The following is a 16,704-nucleotide window of genomic DNA, read 5'->3' on the forward strand; positions in this document are numbered from 1 at the left end:
CAACAGACGAATAAGATGGGAACACAAACCATGCTATCGGAGGCGGATCCTCAACTGCGGTTGCTTCTGCAGCCTGTTCTGAAATGGCTCGAAGAGCCTGGGACCGAAGAGGTCGCCATCAATCGCCCTGGCGAGGTCTTCGTACGGCAGTCCGGCGTCTTCACGAAGTATCCTTTGCCGCTCAGTTACGAGGACTTGGAAGACGTTGCTATCTTGGCGGGCGCGCTGCGCAAGCAAGACGTTGGACCGCGAAATCCTCTGTGCTCTACCGAGTTGCCGAATGGAGAGCGGCTGCAGATCTGTTTGCCGCCCGCCGTGCCCTCAGGAACAGTCAGCCTGACGATACGACGACCATCTGCGCATGTGACGGCACTGAAAGAAGTGTCGGCTCGTTACGAATCCTCTCGATGGAATCGATGGCGCTCTCGAACAGAGCGCCAAGAGCAGCAGGACGCAACGATCCTTCAGTACTACGACATGGGTGATCTGGAGCAGTTCTTGCACGCATGCGTCACCGGTCGGCTGACTATGCTGCTTTGTGGACCCACAGGCAGCGGCAAAACGACAATGAGCAAAACGTTGATCAGCGCTATACCCCCGCACGAGAGGCTGGTTACCATCGAGGACACCCTCGAGCTCGTGATACCGCACGAGAATCATGTGCGGCTACTTTATCCGAAAGATCGAGCGGGCGTAGGGGCGGTGACAGCGGAGCAACTTTTGCAAGCAAGCTTGCGTATGCGGCCTGATCGAATATTACTTGGGGAGATGCGCGATGATGCGGCTTGGGCATATTTGAGCGAAGTCGTATCTGGGCACGCCGGATCGATATCGACCATTCACGGGGCCGATCCCGTCCAGGGATTCAAGAAGCTCTTTTCGCTGGTCAAGAGCAGCCCGCAAGGGGCTGCATTGGAAGACCGCACCCTGCTCGACATGCTTACGGCCGCAATCGACGTAATCGTACCGTTCCGTTCGCATGGAGAGGTATACGAGGTGGGGGAGATATGGCTTGCGGCCGAGGCACGCAGACGAGGAGAGACCGCGGCCGATCTTCTCAAGCAGCACTGATGATCCCGTCAGTGCCGCGTCTGCAATGAACTCCATGAAGCGCGGATCTTCGCAAGACGGCCATGGCACCGTCGGACAAAACTTTTCATCTCACCAGGCGCTCGGCGCTTGCGAGGCTGTATTGGAAAGGTCGAGCCGAGAAAAGAGGGATCATACCTCCTGCGGCTTTGACGGAGCTGCAGCTTGACGGCGCGATCGAGAGCATCATGCCCTGACCATCGCACTGATCGCGTATGCTAATTTGCTGTACGAGACCCGCTCGCCAAGCCAAAGCACGAAGGCTCTGTCATCACATGTAAGCGGCACAGGGCAGTCGCTTCGACCGACGATGATCACGGGCACTGATTTGGGGGCGGGACGTTTGACTTCCATCGGTAGTCGCCCGGCCACGGACTCATCAACAATAACCAGATCGGGGGCGTTTCCGCAGCTGATCCAGCCGGCAAGGCTTTCGACGCTCCTAAAGCCCATTGGTGCGTAGCCGAGCGCGGCGATCTTGTCTTCATAGGCCTCCAAGGTCGCTGCACGGCCGGCTACGACCGCAACGACCTCTCCGTTGCCCGGCGCCCCATGGAAAGGATTAAGAGAGCTGTCAACTGTGACGCTCTCCTTATCGGAAGCTGGTAAGTAGATGTCGAAGCGTGTTCCCTGGCCAATAGTCGAGGTGACGTTGAGACGGCCCCCCAAGGCGTCCACATCCCTCAACACTGCGGCAAGGCCCAGCCCGGTTCCGCCGGCGTGGGAGCGTGTCGTAAAAAATGGCTTGAAAATGTGCGGAAGAACGGCGGCTTCGATTCCTTGGCCGTCATCGCTGATGGACAGCACCACATAACGCCCGGGTGTCAAGATGCCTTGAGCAAGGGTTTTTGCTTGGTGGAAATGAGCCGTGGAAAGAGCGATCTCGATACGCCCTCCATTCGAGAAAGCCTCCGATGAATTCTTGCACAGGTTCAGCAAGATCCGGTGAATGTCGGTTGGACTGCCCTCGATCACAGTTTGCCACTCTCTGATCTTGACCTCCAGTTGAAATTCCGCGCCAAGTGTGACGCGCAGCAGTGGCACGAGATCCAACACGACGTCAGACACGTCGAATGGCCTCGTCGAGCGCTTCCGTTCCCGGCTTAGTGACAAAATCTGCTCGATCATCAACCTTGCGCGATTGCCGGCCAAGATGATTTGGCTGATATAACTTCGAGGTTTGGAGGGACGCCGCAGCAGAGATTGCGCCATCTCAGCGTAGCCCAAGATCGCCGCCAAGATGTTATTGAATTCGTGTGCAATGCCGCTTGCAATCGTCCCGACGCTCCTCAGCCGCTCTGCATGCTCCAGGCGCCTCGCCACGTTCTCACTTTCGGAGCGCATACGTTGCAGATCGAGATGGTTACATACGCTCACGGTTACGCGCGAAAGGATCTGGAGTTCATCTGCGACCGGAAGCTGGCGATGTTCTTCATAAACAAGGCAACATACCGCAATCTGTTCATCGTAGACCTTGCAGCCAAGAATCTGACAAACACCAGGAATGCCTGCCTGCAGCACTTGTTGCGCGGAAACGACGCGAAACGCTGGCTCTTCTGGATCGATAAGCGAAGCGGCCAGGTCGATCAACGCGGCGTTGGAGACAGGCATTCGCGTGTTCGCCACGAAGCATTCGGAATCCCCCCTCTTGTTACGTGCGCTCACCACAGCGAGCGCGCATTGATCGGCATTGAACACGCGCTGAATAACTCTCAGCGCTGCCTCAGTGGATGAATTAACTGAAGCCTTTGTTGCTCGATCGGACCCGAAACAGGCTTCGATCTCACTGGCTGCCGCTTCAAGTTCCAGACGCCGTGTCAGCCGGTTCGTCTGGGTGCGGCATCTATGGGCTAAAACGAATCCAATTAAGCCCAGGCATAAACAGACCCAAGCACAGATGACCCGCGTCCGCTGCACGTTTGCGCCGATCAAGCTGTAGCTTTTCAGATACTCTTGCTCCAGCTCGGTCGCTTTGGCTATCGCATCGAATGAAGCGATCCGACTGGCAGAAACCGCCAACCTCGGCAATACGGACAAAACGATACGACCGGTGCGGAAAACCTGTCGGCTGTCGAGATTTTCGCTGGGCGAAAGTCGAGTGAGATATTGATCGATTTGTGATGCCAAGCTCGCACTGGGTTTGGCTGAGAACTGCAGGACCAGAGTGGAGAGTTTCAATCTATCGGAAGCTGTCCACGGAAGTGTCGCCACAGAGCGAACAAAGCTTGAGAGCGAGTCTTGCAAAAGTGCAATGTGCGTGGCCGATGCTGAGATCTCAAGATTGGTTCTTTCAACCGACTCTTTGAGCTGTTTAAACAACCTGGAGAGATTTTCGGCGTTGTCATGGGGCGCTCTTTCGAAAAGGTGCTGCAAGACTGTCAGGTCTTTTTGCAAGGCCTCTCTGGTTATGCCAACGGCGCGCAAATCCCGTACCATCTCTGCACGACCCCGGAAGCGGTCGCGCTGCAGCAATGCGCAGTTGATCTGAACGCCCCGCAGTTCGCGTAAAATAGCCTCGCTGGTTTGGATGTCATCATGCTTGTGGCTCCCAGCCAGCACGCCAAACAAGGCCACCATTGCGATTGCCAAGACGATAAGGGTGTTGAGCTGCATTTCCCGACCAATCCGCAACGGGGGCTTTGCACCGCGCGTTGTGCGAAAGCCGGATCTGAATTCCAATTCCGTTTCTGAGAGATGATTCCATGGGTGGTGCTTGACCAGAAAAACCACCTGTCCTCCTTCCGTTTGACAGAGACCGCTGAAAAGAGCAGATCCGCTGCATCAACAGATTTTGAAGCTGATGCGGGTGCTCGCGCATAGCAGGGGGGCCGACCTTCCGCTTGTATAACGAAGCCCGTCATATCGATGAGCAAATCGCCTTCGTCAATTTGGAACCGACTCTGGGGCGCTCCTGCTTAGGCTCGCTTGCGAGCCCCCGCACGTTCTTCAGCCCTATTGTCGTCATAGACTGCTTTAGGCTGCCACATGCCGATGGTGTGAGGGCCCGCAAGCGGCTTCGATCGCCAGGGCTGGCGGGGTCAGGGGACGCGTCCCGGTGCGTCGGACGGCGTGGTGTCGAAGGAGCCGCGCGCGATAGCCTCCGACAGCCTGTACCAAGCCAGCCGCAATGGCTGCCACCCAGACGGTGAAGGCCATCACGGCCAGGTGATGGAGCTGTTGGCCGTACATGTGAATGGACGCGGAGCTGTCAGTCGTCGTTGTGACGCTTGTCGCTAGCAACATCAGTGGAAGCTACGCATTGCCCGAGCGAACGCACTGATCGCTCAGGCAAGCCGACGCGGCATTGCTCAGTGCCGAGCTGTTTGAGATCGACGATTATGCGAGCGGCCGTCAACTTGATCAGCGTCATCGACTACGGCCCGAGCGGTCCCGGCGATTGTCCAGCAGTTCGGCTCTTGCTTGTTGGTGAGTTTTACTGATGGACGCTGCAACCTCAGCGACATTGCTCAGTTGATCACGAGAGAGAACTGGTCCAGTTTCCCTAATTTGGCGAACTGAGGCTTCAATACCATCAATTCTGCGGTCCAAACTGGACACCTGTCCCGGCTCTGCGTCGCCTGGTCCGGCGAGAGATGTCGAAGGTATTCCCGTGTTGTGCAGATGGTTACGAGCAAAGCGCGCTTTTTGAGCCTCGTCCAGGTGTTCATACGCTTTGACCAAGGCGGCGGCGGCGTTTGCTTGCGATGCCATGTTGCCGTTTTCTACCAGATCAAACGCCCGGTCGATAAGGCGGTCCCGGTTTTCGCGATCAAACTTGTTCAGATTCCGGGAAAGCTCTCCGATCACCATGGCCTGGTTCCGTGGTGCAAGGCTCAGAGCATTATCAACAAGGGCGGATTGCCTTTCCGGCGACTGGAAGTCCACAATATCCCTGACCGCCCTGGCCTGATCGAGCGTATGGGCTGCGTCGGGGCCTGGTCCACCTTGTGCAACTGCTACACTGTAGACGTCGCCGGCGGCCCTGCCCAGTCGATTGTTTCGCTGATCGAATTTCCCGATGTCGCTTCCCTCAAATGCTCCTCGCGCGGCATGCCCCGAGGATTTGAAAGCACCTAAGTTGCGCGCTGTTTGGCGCGGGTCGGCACTCACGAGGTGATCTGCAACAGCGGCCAGTGGTCCGTCAGGAATGCGAGGGAGTTCTTCGGACCTCTCGGCTTTACGGGATGGAGCTCCAGCTCCATGATCTCGATCGTTGTCGCCATGCATTCAAAAACTCTCCGAAGTCATTTCGTCTACTCGCGGTTATTTCTTCTCGAGGTTAGCGCCGGAACCTTATTGGTGCTTTGTCCCTGTTGGAGCACTAGCCGCTCAAGCTCGAGATGCAACATTATGCGATGATCAATCCTGATGAGGCGGCCCGTGCGTGCCGGCCGCCATTAAGCGGATGATCAGGGGCCGCCGCCAGGCTTCTGATCTGCCGCCCCACTCGCCGGAACTTAACCCGATCGAGCAGGCGTTCCAAAATCAAATACTGGATCGTCCAAGCTCAGAGATGATCACAACCGATAAATCCGGAATTCCCTCAGTTTCGTCGATCCGCAAGCGGCTCTAAATCGCTCTATCGCCCGGAGCGGCCCCTGGTTCTTTGGGATTCCATAAGTTCGTCCCTTGCCTGTTGCTGGGCCCTGCTGACCGACGCTGAGATTTCAGCAACTTTGCCAAATTGGGCGGCCGATCCGAGTGCCTCGCCTTGGCGCACTTGATTGGCTGCAGATACCGCGTCTGCTATGGTGCTGTCCAAATGCGAGGAGCGCCCCTCTGCCCGTTGAGGCCGACTCACGTCCATGGCCATTTGCTGCAGCTCGCTCATTGGAACCCGCTGCTGTTGATTTGCATTGAGTTGGTCGTACCCCTTAATCAGAGCGGCTGCCGTGTTGTGCTTCGTGATGAAGTCGTTCGTGTTTTCAACCAAGTTGATTGCCCGCTCTATAAGCCGCTCTCTGCTTTCGCTGTTAAACTTGTCCCACGCCGGCGCCGTCTTTGATATCGCCATTGCTTGAGCCCGCGACTCGGCAATGCCGAGGACCTTGTCAACAAGGGCAGATTGCTTCTGCGGGGACTGAAAGTCCACTATGTCCCTGACCGCGACTGTCTGATATCTGGCGAAGCCACGGTTGGCGTCCATGCCATTCACCGCACCTTCTAGGGCGTTGTCGTAAAGACCAACGGCCGCTCTGCCGAGCTGGTTATTTCGTTCGTCAAATCTGCCAAGTTCAGTTCCCTCAAATGCCTGTCGCGTTGCGCGTCCCGACGATTTGAAGGCGCCTAGATTGCGTCCAGTTTCGCGTGGGTTGGAGGTTACCAGTCCTTGGGCCACCTCGGACAACGGACCGTCTGGCATGTGAAGTTGCTCCCCGATCCTTTGCCTGCGGGATGAACTCTCAGCTGCATGACGGCGAGATTGACTGCGATCCATTAAGAGCGTCTCCGAGATTATGCCGGCCGCCGCTGATGACCTTAACGCCAAAACCGCGCCCAAGGAACTGATATGCAGTTGCATCTGTAGTTCGCTATTGCATCTGGAATGTTGCAGAAGCGAGTAACTTGGACTTTTGTCGCGGCGACAGTTTGCCTCTTTGATCACCTGCGAGCTGGCCTGAAACGTCGGATGGTTTTCGGCGGCAGCGGCCCCGGTATGGTTCCTGCAGAAGTGACATTGATAAAATGGAGTGGTTCTGTGTGAAAAAGATGTTTTGGACCGGTTTCAATTGGAACATTTTCGTATATTATCGACTTGATCGAATTGTTCATCTCGTATATTCAAAGCAACTATTGTCCGCCCTGGAAGGCAGGAACGTATCGCGTGCTCCGTCCTTGAGCCATCTGCGGAGCCTGCGGATTGGTGCGGTTTCGGCTCGGTCGTGATTTCTTGTAGGCCGAGAAGGCGGATATCAACTGCCACAGCCCATGATGGAAATATGATGTCAGCCGGAACAACGCCCTTGAGGTCGGTTCTGAGTGCCGTGTTCTCAATTATTTTAGGCTTCTGCGCGGCAAGCTTGTACGCGACTTTCCGCAATGGCTTTAGCGGCGAAGCATTGATGACGTTTGACTTCCGTGCCTTCTGGTTCGAGACGCCTTTTTATCTAGGTTACGCGACCCCAGTCTTCTATCGGGGTGCCGCTATCGCCATCTCGACGGCATCGATGGCGTTGCTAATTCAGTGTGTCGTTTCCCGTCCTGAGCCTGAGCACCACGGGACCGCGCGCTGGGCCCGCAACGATGAAATGCAGCGCGCAGGTTACCTGCGGCGGTACTCTCGCGTCACGGGGCCGGTATTTGGGAAGACGGGCGGCCCCTTGTGGCCTGGCCACTACCTAACCAACGGCGATCAGCCTCACAGTCTCGTCGTTGCGCCGACCCGCGCGGGCAAGGGCGTGGGCGTCGTCATTCCAACGCTACTTACATTCAACGGGTCGGTAATAGCTCTCGACGTCAAGGGCGAGCTCTTCGAACTCACCTCCAGGGCGCGCAAAGCTGGCGGCGACGAGGTACTAAAATTCGCGCCGATGGACCCGCAGGGGCGGACCATTTGCTATAATCCACTAGCGGACCTGTTGGCGCTGCCTGCACATCACCAATTCACCGAAGCTCGCCGCTTGGCCGCGAACCTGATTTCGACAAAGGGGGAGAGTGCGGAAGCTTTCCTCAGCGGCGCGCGCGATCTCTTCGTAGCCGGTATTCTCGCCTGCATTGAGCGGGGAACACCAACAATCGGCGCGGTGTATGATCTGTTCTCCCAACCTGGCGAGAAATTCAAGCTCTTCGCACGCTTGGCGGGCGAGACCCGAAACAAAGAGGCACAACGCATTTTCGACGACATGTCGGGCAACGATACAAAGATCCTGACTTCCTACACTTCGGTGCTTGGCGACGGCGGGCTCAACTTGTGGGCGGATCCCCTGATTAAGGCGGCCACAAGTCGCTCGGATTTTTCAGTTCATGATCTGCGTCGCCGCAGAACGTGTGTTTACCTTTGTGTCAGCCCAAACGACCTAGAGGTGATCGCACCTCTGATGCGCCTGTTTTTCCAGCAGGTCGTTTCAGTTCTACAGCGGTCGCTGCCGACCCGGGAAGAGAAGAACGAGGTATTGTTTCTGCTGGACGAGTTCAAGCACCTGGGCAAGCTCGAGGCGATTGCGACGGCAATTACGACCATCGCCGGGTATAAGGGCCGCTTCATGTTCATCATCCAAAGCCTCTCTGCTCTGACGGGCGCCTACGGCGAGGCAGGCAAACAGAATTTTCTCAGCAACACTGGCTTGCAGGTCTTTATGGCCACAGCAGACGACGAGACCCCAAACTACATTTCGAAGGCCATCGGAGAATGTACCTTCAAGGCCAAGTCGACGTCCCATAACCAAATGAGAATGTTCGACTTGAACATCCAGAATTCGCAGCAGGGAGCACCGCTCTTGCGCCCTGAGCAGGTGCGTCTGCTCAATGAAGAAGATGAGATCGTTCTCATCAAAGGCCGACCGCCATTGCGACTGAAAAAGGTTCGATACTATTCCGATCGCATTTTAAAAGGCATCTTTGAAAGTCAGACAGGCCCCCTTCCGGAGCCAGCGCCATTGACGATCTTCGACGCAGAGCCTTTCGCAAAGTCCGATGATCTGTTGTGTCAACTGGAGCACGACTACGATTTTGTGTTCGAACCTCCACGTGAGGAGGCACAGGAGGAGCAGAAGCGTTGAGCAGGGCTATGGGAAGCATTCCGGCATCGCATTGAAAGGTGGCAGCAGGACCGTGGGAGGCGCCGAGCTATTGCGCCTCCAGGTGCAACTCGAACGGATCGAATGCCTGTCGTTCGCCGAGCCGATTCGCTTGCTGCGGCGTGCGTGCGATTGGCTTCAAGGCGAATGCCGCTTATGCGGTCGTCGTGCCACCGTAGCTGACATCCACATCGGCATTCAAGAAATAGCCAACGCCGTGCGATGTTTTGATCAGGCGAGGCTTGCCCGGGTCCACTTCCAGTTTACGGCGCACGCGCAAGATCAGAACATCGACGCTTCGATCAAAGACCTCCTCGCCACGCATTCGGCTCAGATGCAGAAGTTGCTCTCGCGACAAGACAACACGTGGGTTCTCCAGGAAAGCCACCAACAGGTCGAACTCATTTGATGTCAGCTTGACCTCGCCGCGTCCTTCACAGACCAACCGGCGTTGTTTAACTGCAAGTTTCCAGGCGCCGAAACGGAATGAACGCTGGTCCTTTGCCCTGGGCCGGCGAGGACGCTGGCGCAGAGCTACTCGAATGCGGGCGAGGAATTCGCGCATGCCGAAAGGCTTTGCGATGAAATCACTGGCTCCGAGTTCCAGCGCAACCACCTTTTCCGCTTCATCAAGTCGGTCGCCACTGATGACGATGATCGGAACATCTGATCTTGGCGTCAGATCGCGGACAATGTCGAGCCCGTCCTCTCGACCCAGATTGAGGTCGACAATCACCAAATCGACCGGTTCACGCGACAGCACATGGTTGAACCGACGGGTTTCGCCAACCGCAGTGACTTTGAATGCATGCATTGCGAGATACTCGACAATGAGACGCTGTATTGCGACATCGTCATCAACGACAAGAACGTGCTTCAACGAGTCACCTCTCGAGTTTTTGCATCGGCTCGCTATGATTTTCATCAGCCGCGAGTCCTGAACAGCTGACGATGGGCCCTCTCTGCTCATTGCTATCGCGGCATTGTGAGGTTTTCGACGCGATGACTATCGGGGATCGAGCGCGGGTTCGACGTGAGTGTTCGATGGAAGTCGGGCACCGAAACGGCCGAACCTTGCATCGCCTAAGAGGTACTTTCGCTTACACCATGATCTGACGTAGGAACCATCTCCATCATCTCCCGCTTGCAGCGCTACGGCCAGGGGCGATCGGTTTGATTCTGGAACTCTCACCCATCGAAAAATGAGCGGCCCCGAGCATCTGCGATTCTCGCACAGGTTGCTGCCGTATCGGATTCGGCGACATTACAGAAGATGATTATGTGGATGATAGCTATTTGCGTTTTGGATGGATAAAGTCAACGCAGTTGCAACGATGCCGGGCAGGGCGGGGGGCCCTCGCGCCGATCGCCAGACCCACGGCGATCGCTTCTGCGTCGGATTCCCTTTCACGTGCGCCATCAGCGATTAGGGACGACGACTGGCCTGTGGCCGCTGTCCGTAATCCCTGAGGCTTGCGTCTCCCTTTTCACAGATCAGCCGGAGATAGGTCCGACATTGGTCAGCGGTCGTGGTCACGGCGACGCTGAAGCCACTTGGGAAGGCAAATTTCGAGTTCTTGCGGTCACACTGGCAGATTCCCTGCTTGGTTCAGTTGTCTTGGTCGATCAGCCCCGGAAGCTCGGCCCCAGGACCGAATCGTTCGAGACGTAGGCCGAGACAACCTCGGCGGTAAGCTCGATAAAGAGCAGCAGTATTGTTCTCGGTTTTTTCTGTCATGGAGTGCTCCTGATTTGATGGCGCGCACAAAGATTCGCTTCATTAGTGAAGCCCCAGCCGCAGAAAGCAATGAAGGTCGCCTAAGGTGTCTTCTCAATGCCGCCTTCTCAAAGCGCAGCCCGAGCCATGCGCGCACGAACGGTACGTGCCACTGCTCGGAAACTTCCAGCAGAATGATCGATTGGGCCCGCTCCGGCGCTTTGCTCATCAGTGGAGAGGTATTTCCAGCAGAACGGTTCCGTTTTGGCTTTGACGCAGCCACTGAAAATTACTTCGACTCGGCACCAATAATGCCCTGATCCTGCCACTCTCCACAGGCAAGTCCTGCAAAGGAGAATCTCAAACTAAACGTATACACAAACGGAGAGGGGACCGCCCAATGAGCAGGGTGGCGGACGCGGCTTCGGTTTCGTCGGCGACGTTCGCTCCGCTTGAGAATCCGACCTTTCGTGTAATCTGGATTGCCGCACAGGTCTCCAGCCTGGGCTGGCTGTTCCAGACCGTTGCGGTCAGCTGGCTGATGGCGACCATCTCGAACTCGGAGGTGATGGTCGCCCTGGTGCAAACCTCCACGACGCTGCCCGTATTCATTCTGTCGATCTTCGCCGGGGCCATCGCCGATAATTTCAGCCGCCGCCATGTCATGGCGATCGGCTGGTGCGTGATAGCTTTGTCATCGATCACGCTGACCGCTCTTGTGGGGTTAGGAATATACAATCCATGGATGATCCTGGCATTCAGCTGTCTGGCCGGATGCGGCGCTGCCTTTACCGATCCGGCCTGGCACGCGTCGGTTGGCGATATTCTGCGAAAGCGTGAAGTGCCCGCCGCCGTCACGCTGATCTCGGTCGGCTACAATGCCATGCGAAGCATCGGTCCGGCGCTCGGCGGCGTCGTTGTGGCCTCCTTCGGACCACTGACAGCTTTCGCGCTGGCGACGCTGACCTATCTAGCGATGCTGTGGGCGATAGGTCTCTGCAAATGGAGCGGTCGCTCTTCGCCTCTTCCCCGTGAGCCAATGACCACGGCCATCCATGACGGCGCGCGCTTCACGGTGCTGTCGGGAGAGATCAAGGCGGCAATCGCGCGCGGAACCTTGTTTGGACTGACCAGCATCTCGATCCTGGCGCTGCTGCCTCTCGTTGCGCGCGATCAACTCGGGGGAGGACCAATTGTTTACGGTGTGTTGATGGCAGGATTTGGCGCGGGTGCCTTGTGCGCCGGCATTTCCAACAACGCGCTGAGACGGGCGCTGTCGCAGGAGCGCTTGACGACACTGGCGTGCATCGCCTGCGCGGCGTGCTGTCTGGCTCTTGCTTTCACGCCTTCACTAGTGGTAGCGGCCATCGCCTTGACGCTGGGCGGTGCGGGCTGGGTCGTCACCTGGACGGGGCTTGACGTAAGCATACAACTATCGAGCCCGCGGTGGGTCGTTGGCCGCACGATCTCGATCTACTCCGCCCTCTCGTCGGGAGGCATCGCGGCCGGCAGCTGGCTATGGGGCGTGGTGGCTGAAAACTATTCCGTCGCCTTGGCGCTGGAAAGCTCCGCTGGCGCCCTGCTCGTTGTAGCAGCCACCGGGCTTCTGCTTCCAATTCGCCAATGGAAGGAATCCGACCAGGATTCCCTTGGCTTCGAAACCCCGGTACTCGCCCTCGACCTGAAGTCGAGGAGCGGTCCGATCGTCGTCAAGATCGAGTACTCGGTACCGGAAACCAACATCGAGTCTTTCCTGGACCAGATGCAGGAACGCCGCCGCGTGCAAAGACGGGTCGGCGCTCGGCACTGGAACCTGCAGCGCGACCTGCTTGAGCCTTCACAATGGACGGAGACCTTTCGCACGCCGACCTGGATGGACTACCTTCGCCTGAACCATCGCCTTACCGCGGCGGACAAGGAGGTGGATCAGCGCCTCCTCGACCTGCATGCGGGAGAGTTTCCGCCCCGCACCAGGCTTTCGATCGAGCGGCCGACCGGGTCGAGCCGCAGGCGGGATCAGTCGGTCAGCTTGTTTTTCCGGCGGTGATCCAATCGAAGGGTACAGCCGTCACTGCCCAGACAACCGTGCGAAATCTCGGACCGCGACCAATGTTCGTTCTTCTCCGCAGTCAATTTTCCTCTGATCGAGGTACAGCATGGCTGGACGTCACGCGGGAAGGCGAATCCGGATCACATCGGTTTTGCCTTGGCTACAAAAAGACACACGCAGGCAAGGACTACTACAATGTGTTTCCTTGATGATAGCCCGAGCCCACCAGGAGCACTCGGGCTTGTTCGGATCCTTCAATGCCTTGAGAACGTTGGTCAGCACGCGTCGCGTTCGACCAAAGGCCAGTATGATTGACGGGCACGCCTGATGCTCGAATGCGCCAAACAACTAACTGGGGTACCCACGGACTTTGCGGCGGCATAGCCGCCTCGCGCAGGCAGCCCTGGTCGCCGCCATTTGGGGCGGCGCTGTCATTTGGGTTGGCCTTCGGCGGACGCGGTGTGGGCGGCTCTCCCTTCCAGGCCCGCCGCGGCAGCAGGCAACCTTTCGCGTTCCGCTCCGGGTCCTCCAATTGCGTTGCGGTCCTGCGGATGCCGGCCGCCTCTGAGGGCGGGCCTTCCGGTTTTTTCGCTGCCCACCCCGCCAGCAGAGATTTAATGACGCGCAAGACTGACAAACTCAGAGCCCGAGGAGACGTTCGCGGCAACAAGGTGAGCCGCCAAGGGCAGTCTTTATTCCGAAATCACCGACCGAATCATTGCCGATCGGGAGTGAGGGTCAGTGCCCTGGGTCAAGTCTTGGGGGAGGGCAAAGGGCTGCTCTTGGGCCGCCGAAGAACGCCGCCACCGGGCGGCACTACCCGGCATCAACATACTGATCCTGTGGGGTCATCGAGCGCTCATACCCCGGCACTGGCTGACCTTCCGGCAGGCTTTCGCTTGGCGGCGGTCGGCAAGGGCGAGCACGGTACGACCATTGTCCTGTCGATCCGCTTCATACCGAAGGACAAGAAGGAACGCGCCAAGGCCAAGGCGCCGAGCTGAGCGCCGCACCCCTGGGCTTCCTTGATCTTCAGCGACAGGACCCAAGCGGTCTTGTACTGCACGCCGAGCTCGCGGGAGAGATGTAGCGCAGCCTTGCCCTTCACAGCGTTCACGGACATCCAGGATCGCGGCCAGCATCTTCCAGAAACTGAGCTTGTGGAAGGCGAACACGGTGCCGGAGGTGACCGAGAACTCGCGACGGCAGCCGGAGCATTTGAACGCACGCCTGCGGAGCGCGTAGCAGTCGAGAACGCCGCAGTGCGGGCAGACAGGATCGCCATTCGTCTTTGGCCAGCGGAACTGGCGGAAGATCACGTAGGCCTCCTCTTCGTCAATCTGGACGAGGTGCTGGATCGGCATATCCCGGCATTCCGGGGACATCAGGAAGTGCTGGCCGTCCTGGTATTTCACACCTCCGCGCCTCAGCGTCGTGATCGACGTAGACGAAATCTCAAGGCTCCGGACGGTCCAGAATCCTCGGAGTCAGGCGTGGCGTCGGGGTACTAGGGGCGCGGGTGTTCATGTTCAGGCTCCAGGGCTGGCAGTCGTCGATACGCGTGGCGATGCGGCGGCCTTGGGAGGCCGTCGAAAATCAGCGCCGTATGCGTGTCCGCCTGAACATCAGGCGCGCCCCTAGCGGATCTGCCCGCCGGAGTCGATCGGTTTTTTATACGTGGGGTTAACGAGGGGTAACGGGGCGCGCCGCCGATGCGCGACGGCCTTTTTCCCGAAGCCTGCGGGGGATCGGGAAGGGGTAGATACCGTCTTAAAACTTGCAGCTGGATATCAAAGTTTGATACTCTAGCCATAAAGGAGATAGCCATGAGCGGCAGGAATTTCAGTCTCACGAACCATCTGAGTGACTTTGTCGATAGGGAGGTCGTTTCCGGCCGTCACCAAAATGCGAGCGAAGTGGTGCGGGAGGCACTCAGGCGTTACGAGGATGAGCTTGCGGCCGAAAAGGCCAGTCTTGCTGTAATCGAGAGGATAGCGGCGGAGGGCATTTCCGCTATCGAGAACGGGGACTTCACCCTGGTCGATGGTAAAGATGCATCTCAGGCATTGCTGGAGCGGTTGAACGCGCGCGCGATTGCCCGCAAGATCCATGCTAGCGGTCCGAAGTTTGGCTAAATACCGCCTTTCGACCCCTGCAGAAGCACAAATTGACGAAATCTTGGACTGGAGTGAGCAGAACTTCGGCGAACTGGCAAGAGAGCGGTATGCCGCTCTCCTCGTTGCGGCGATGGATGACGTTGCAGGTCATCCCCGTCAAAAGACAATCCTTCGAAAGCGTGTCGCTTCTGGAGAAGTGGGCATCTATCACATCCGTCACAGTCGTAAACACGTTCCAGCCGCCTGGTCAGGTTGGTGATCCCAGACACATCCTCATCTTTCGCATCGCGAAAGATGGCATCATCGACATTCTGGGGTTCATTCATGACAACATGCTGCTCAAACGAGCCCTCCGTCGTCTACTAAACGCCGATCGGGAGAACGAATAAGGCTGGAGATTCTAGCCGACGAGCCACATCGTTTGGTTGCTGCATTTTTCCAGTTAATTCAAATGCGTGATGCCTATTGGTGGCGTTTGCTACCGAATGCCGGACCTGTGCACAATTGAACACTGAACAGCCGCGGGCGAATAGACGACGCCCACCAACGCTGGAATCAGCGTCCTATCCTCGTCAGTCTTGCCGCCGCTCTGCCCGCGGAAGACGGCCTGCATGATTAGGAGCTGTGAATAAAGCTGATCGATGCATCCATCATGCGGATGAGTCGCATTAAATCAATCGATTGTTCCGAAGATCTAATCAAGGGTAGAGGAGATGGTATTGAAGCGCGAAACCAGAAGGAGCATCTGTAATGCTAATCCGCGGTGGTTCAAGCGACAACAGCCTGCGCGGCAGCGACGGCGACGATATCATGATAGATCCGACCGGCAATGATTGGATCAACGGCGGTCATGGTAATGATCATATCGGAGCGGGCGAAGGCAATGACCGAGTATTCGGTGACGAAGGTAATGACAGCCTTTTCGGGGAAGGCGGCAACGACTACCTTTACGGCGATAGCGGCCACGACAGACCGCGCGGAGCTGGCCAGGATAATGACAAGCTCTACGGTGGTCCCGGCGACGATGTCCTCTTTGCCAGCGACGGCAGAGATCAACTAACCGGCGGCGACGGCCACGACACATTTGTCTTCCAATCCCACAACCCGGTCCCAGACCCAACGAGCTCGTCAGAGCCGGGCTACGCGAACATCTTGGACTTCGACCCAACCCAAGATACTTTCGCCTTCGACGCAGTGGGCTATTATAGCGATGGTGTCAGCGCGAGCTTCGTGAACCACGCCAGTTCGCGGTCTGGCCACCCGGTGGACACCTTCTACAGCGGGGCGGCCGCGGATGCCCACGGCGAGGATGTCGTGGTGGTCACGGACAAGAGCTTCTACTCGGGCGATGGCGCTGCAAATGCGATCGCCAACGAGACCGCAGGCGACATCATTGTCTATCATGACGGCCTGACCAAAAGCGCAATTCTAGCCTATGTCACTTCCGAGAACCATGCGGATGAGTTCGCCCGCCTGGGCACTGTGCATAGTGTGTCCGATCTTGCCGCGCTCGGCCTGTCCGCGTGGGACTTCGCCTTCGTCTGATCCGCAAAACGCGCACGGAACAGCGTCGCTGACCTCCACGCCAAACCGCCAGGAAAGCCCCGCCGCTTCTGAACGCGTATCGCGCACCGTCGAAACCAACGAAAATTGGATGAAGGCAAATCGCTAAATCAACATGAACGACCTGCGCTAGAGCTAGAGCTTCGCAACCTGAACCAATTGTTCCTCGTCGGATCCTAGCTTAGCTAGTCACCTGGAACCAAAGTAAGCTTCATTTTGTTCGGCTTCTGTCACAAGAGCAGGAGTTTGATCGATGGTTGGCAGGCAGGCGGACGTCGTCGTTCTGGGCGACGCGGATAGAAGTTTTCTCGAATCTCAGGTGCGCCGGCATAAAGCGCCACGCTCCTTGTCGGATCGATGCCGGATGATCCTTTTGTGCGCGCAGGGTTTGCAAAGCAAGGACGTTGCCGAACGCCTGGGGGTTCACGAGCA

13 protein-coding genes are annotated in these 16,704 nt (G+C 57.4%); 6 read left to right on the forward strand and 7 right to left on the reverse strand.

Translation table 11 applies throughout. The features are described 5' to 3' along the window. The first annotated feature begins 30 nt into the window (after window positions 1–30). Entirely contained in the window at window positions 31–1,071 is a 1,041-nt protein-coding gene (virB11, locus tag PU724_RS28555) for a P-type DNA transfer ATPase VirB11 (protein ID WP_354424908.1), read from the forward strand. 204 nt (window positions 1,072–1,275) lie between these two features. Here the strand turns inward: virB11 and PU724_RS28560 are convergent, their stop codons facing one another. The 4 genes from PU724_RS28560 to PU724_RS28575 all read right to left on the reverse strand — a co-directional run bounded on the left by PU724_RS28560 (window position 1,276) and on the right by PU724_RS28575 (window position 6,451). After that, entirely contained in the window at window positions 1,276–3,819 is a 2,544-nt protein-coding gene (locus tag PU724_RS28560) for a two-component system VirA-like sensor kinase (protein WP_354424815.1), read from the reverse strand. Between the two features lie 478 nt (window positions 3,820–4,297). Continuing rightward, window positions 4,298–4,459 carry a hypothetical protein gene (locus PU724_RS28565; protein ID WP_354424814.1) on the reverse strand — a complete coding sequence of 54 codons (162 nt, stop codon included), beginning with the start codon at window positions 4,457–4,459 and terminating at the stop codon, window positions 4,298–4,300. After that, window positions 4,456–5,316, reverse strand: a complete 861-nt coding sequence (locus PU724_RS28570; RefSeq protein WP_354424812.1) for a hypothetical protein — start codon at window positions 5,314–5,316, stop codon at window positions 4,456–4,458. The genes PU724_RS28565 and PU724_RS28570 overlap by 4 nt, the downstream gene beginning before the upstream one ends. A 352-nt stretch (window positions 5,317–5,668) precedes the next feature. Continuing rightward, the gene (locus tag PU724_RS28575) at window positions 5,669–6,451 is read right to left on the reverse strand and encodes a hypothetical protein (protein WP_354424810.1); all 783 of its coding nucleotides are present in this window, start codon (window positions 6,449–6,451) and stop codon (window positions 5,669–5,671) included. Window positions 6,452–7,028: 577 nt separating this feature from the next. On the opposite strand from PU724_RS28575, the gene virD4 reads away from it, so the two are divergent. Beyond that, window positions 7,029–8,807, forward strand: coding sequence for a type IV secretion system ATPase VirD4 (gene virD4, locus PU724_RS28580; RefSeq protein WP_354424808.1), 1,779 nt, complete (start codon window positions 7,029–7,031; stop codon window positions 8,805–8,807). 172 nt (window positions 8,808–8,979) lie between these two features. On the opposite strand, the gene PU724_RS28585 is transcribed toward virD4, so the two are convergent. Together PU724_RS28585 and PU724_RS28590 are read right to left on the reverse strand one after the other, a co-directional pair. Next, complete coding sequence (locus PU724_RS28585) at window positions 8,980–9,705, reverse strand: response regulator (protein WP_354424806.1); 726 nt, start codon at window positions 9,703–9,705, stop codon at window positions 8,980–8,982. A 729-nt stretch (window positions 9,706–10,434) separates the two neighbouring features. Further along, the gene (locus tag PU724_RS28590; RefSeq protein WP_426213705.1) at window positions 10,435–10,563 is read right to left on the reverse strand and encodes a hypothetical protein; all 129 of its coding nucleotides are present in this window, start codon (window positions 10,561–10,563) and stop codon (window positions 10,435–10,437) included. A gap of 379 nt (window positions 10,564–10,942) precedes the next feature. Here PU724_RS28590 and PU724_RS28595 point away from each other — a divergent pair, with 379 nt between their 5' ends. Then, complete coding sequence (locus PU724_RS28595; protein WP_354424804.1) at window positions 10,943–12,589, forward strand: MFS transporter; 1,647 nt, start codon at window positions 10,943–10,945, stop codon at window positions 12,587–12,589. 851 nt (window positions 12,590–13,440) lie between these two features. On the opposite strand, the gene PU724_RS28600 is transcribed toward PU724_RS28595, so the two are convergent. Then, window positions 13,441–14,007 (reverse strand): transposase, encoded by a 567-nt coding sequence (locus PU724_RS28600; RefSeq protein WP_354424802.1) that lies wholly within the window; start codon window positions 14,005–14,007, stop codon window positions 13,441–13,443. 411 nt (window positions 14,008–14,418) lie between these two features. Here PU724_RS28600 and PU724_RS28605 point away from each other — a divergent pair, with 411 nt between their 5' ends. The 3 genes from PU724_RS28605 to PU724_RS28615 all read left to right on the forward strand — a co-directional run bounded on the left by PU724_RS28605 (window position 14,419) and on the right by PU724_RS28615 (window position 16,254). Then, window positions 14,419–14,727 (forward strand): type II toxin-antitoxin system ParD family antitoxin, encoded by a 309-nt coding sequence (locus PU724_RS28605; protein ID WP_354424800.1) that lies wholly within the window; start codon window positions 14,419–14,421, stop codon window positions 14,725–14,727. After that, the gene (locus PU724_RS28610; RefSeq protein ID WP_354424798.1) at window positions 14,702–14,968 is read left to right on the forward strand and encodes a type II toxin-antitoxin system RelE/ParE family toxin; all 267 of its coding nucleotides are present in this window, start codon (window positions 14,702–14,704) and stop codon (window positions 14,966–14,968) included. The genes PU724_RS28605 and PU724_RS28610 overlap by 26 nt, the downstream gene beginning before the upstream one ends. Before the next feature lie 491 nt (window positions 14,969–15,459). Further along, window positions 15,460–16,254: a calcium-binding protein gene (locus tag PU724_RS28615; RefSeq protein ID WP_354424796.1), complete on the forward strand. Its 795-nt coding sequence runs from the start codon at window positions 15,460–15,462 to the stop codon at window positions 16,252–16,254. Window positions 16,255–16,704: the final 450 nt, after the last annotated feature.

The sequence above is a fragment of the Mesorhizobium abyssinicae genome (genome assembly GCF_049887195.1).
In the GTDB taxonomy this organism is placed as follows: Bacteria; Pseudomonadota; Alphaproteobacteria; order Rhizobiales; family Rhizobiaceae; genus Mesorhizobium; species Mesorhizobium abyssinicae.

Bases quoted from the DNA above. Each gene is read 5' to 3' on its own strand.
- virB11 (WP_354424908.1), top strand. From the start codon at position 31: ATGCTATCGGAGGCGGATCCTCAACTGCGGTTGCTTCTGCAGCCTGTT.
- PU724_RS28565 (WP_354424814.1), bottom strand. From the start codon at position 4,459: ATGACGCTGATCAAGTTGACGGCCGCTCGCATAATCGTCGATCTCAAA.
- PU724_RS28570 (WP_354424812.1), bottom strand. From the start codon at position 5,316: ATGCATGGCGACAACGATCGAGATCATGGAGCTGGAGCTCCATCCCGT.
- PU724_RS28575 (WP_354424810.1), bottom strand. From the start codon at position 6,451: ATGCCAGACGGTCCGTTGTCCGAGGTGGCCCAAGGACTGGTAACCTCC.
- virD4 (WP_354424808.1), top strand. From the start codon at position 7,029: ATGATGTCAGCCGGAACAACGCCCTTGAGGTCGGTTCTGAGTGCCGTG.
- PU724_RS28590 (WP_426213705.1), bottom strand. From the start codon at position 10,563: ATGACAGAAAAAACCGAGAACAATACTGCTGCTCTTTATCGAGCTTAC.
- PU724_RS28595 (WP_354424804.1), top strand. From the start codon at position 10,943: ATGAGCAGGGTGGCGGACGCGGCTTCGGTTTCGTCGGCGACGTTCGCT.
- PU724_RS28605 (WP_354424800.1), top strand. From the start codon at position 14,419: ATGAGCGGCAGGAATTTCAGTCTCACGAACCATCTGAGTGACTTTGTC.
- PU724_RS28610 (WP_354424798.1), top strand. From the start codon at position 14,702: ATGCTAGCGGTCCGAAGTTTGGCTAAATACCGCCTTTCGACCCCTGCA.
- PU724_RS28615 (WP_354424796.1), top strand. From the start codon at position 15,460: ATGCTAATCCGCGGTGGTTCAAGCGACAACAGCCTGCGCGGCAGCGAC.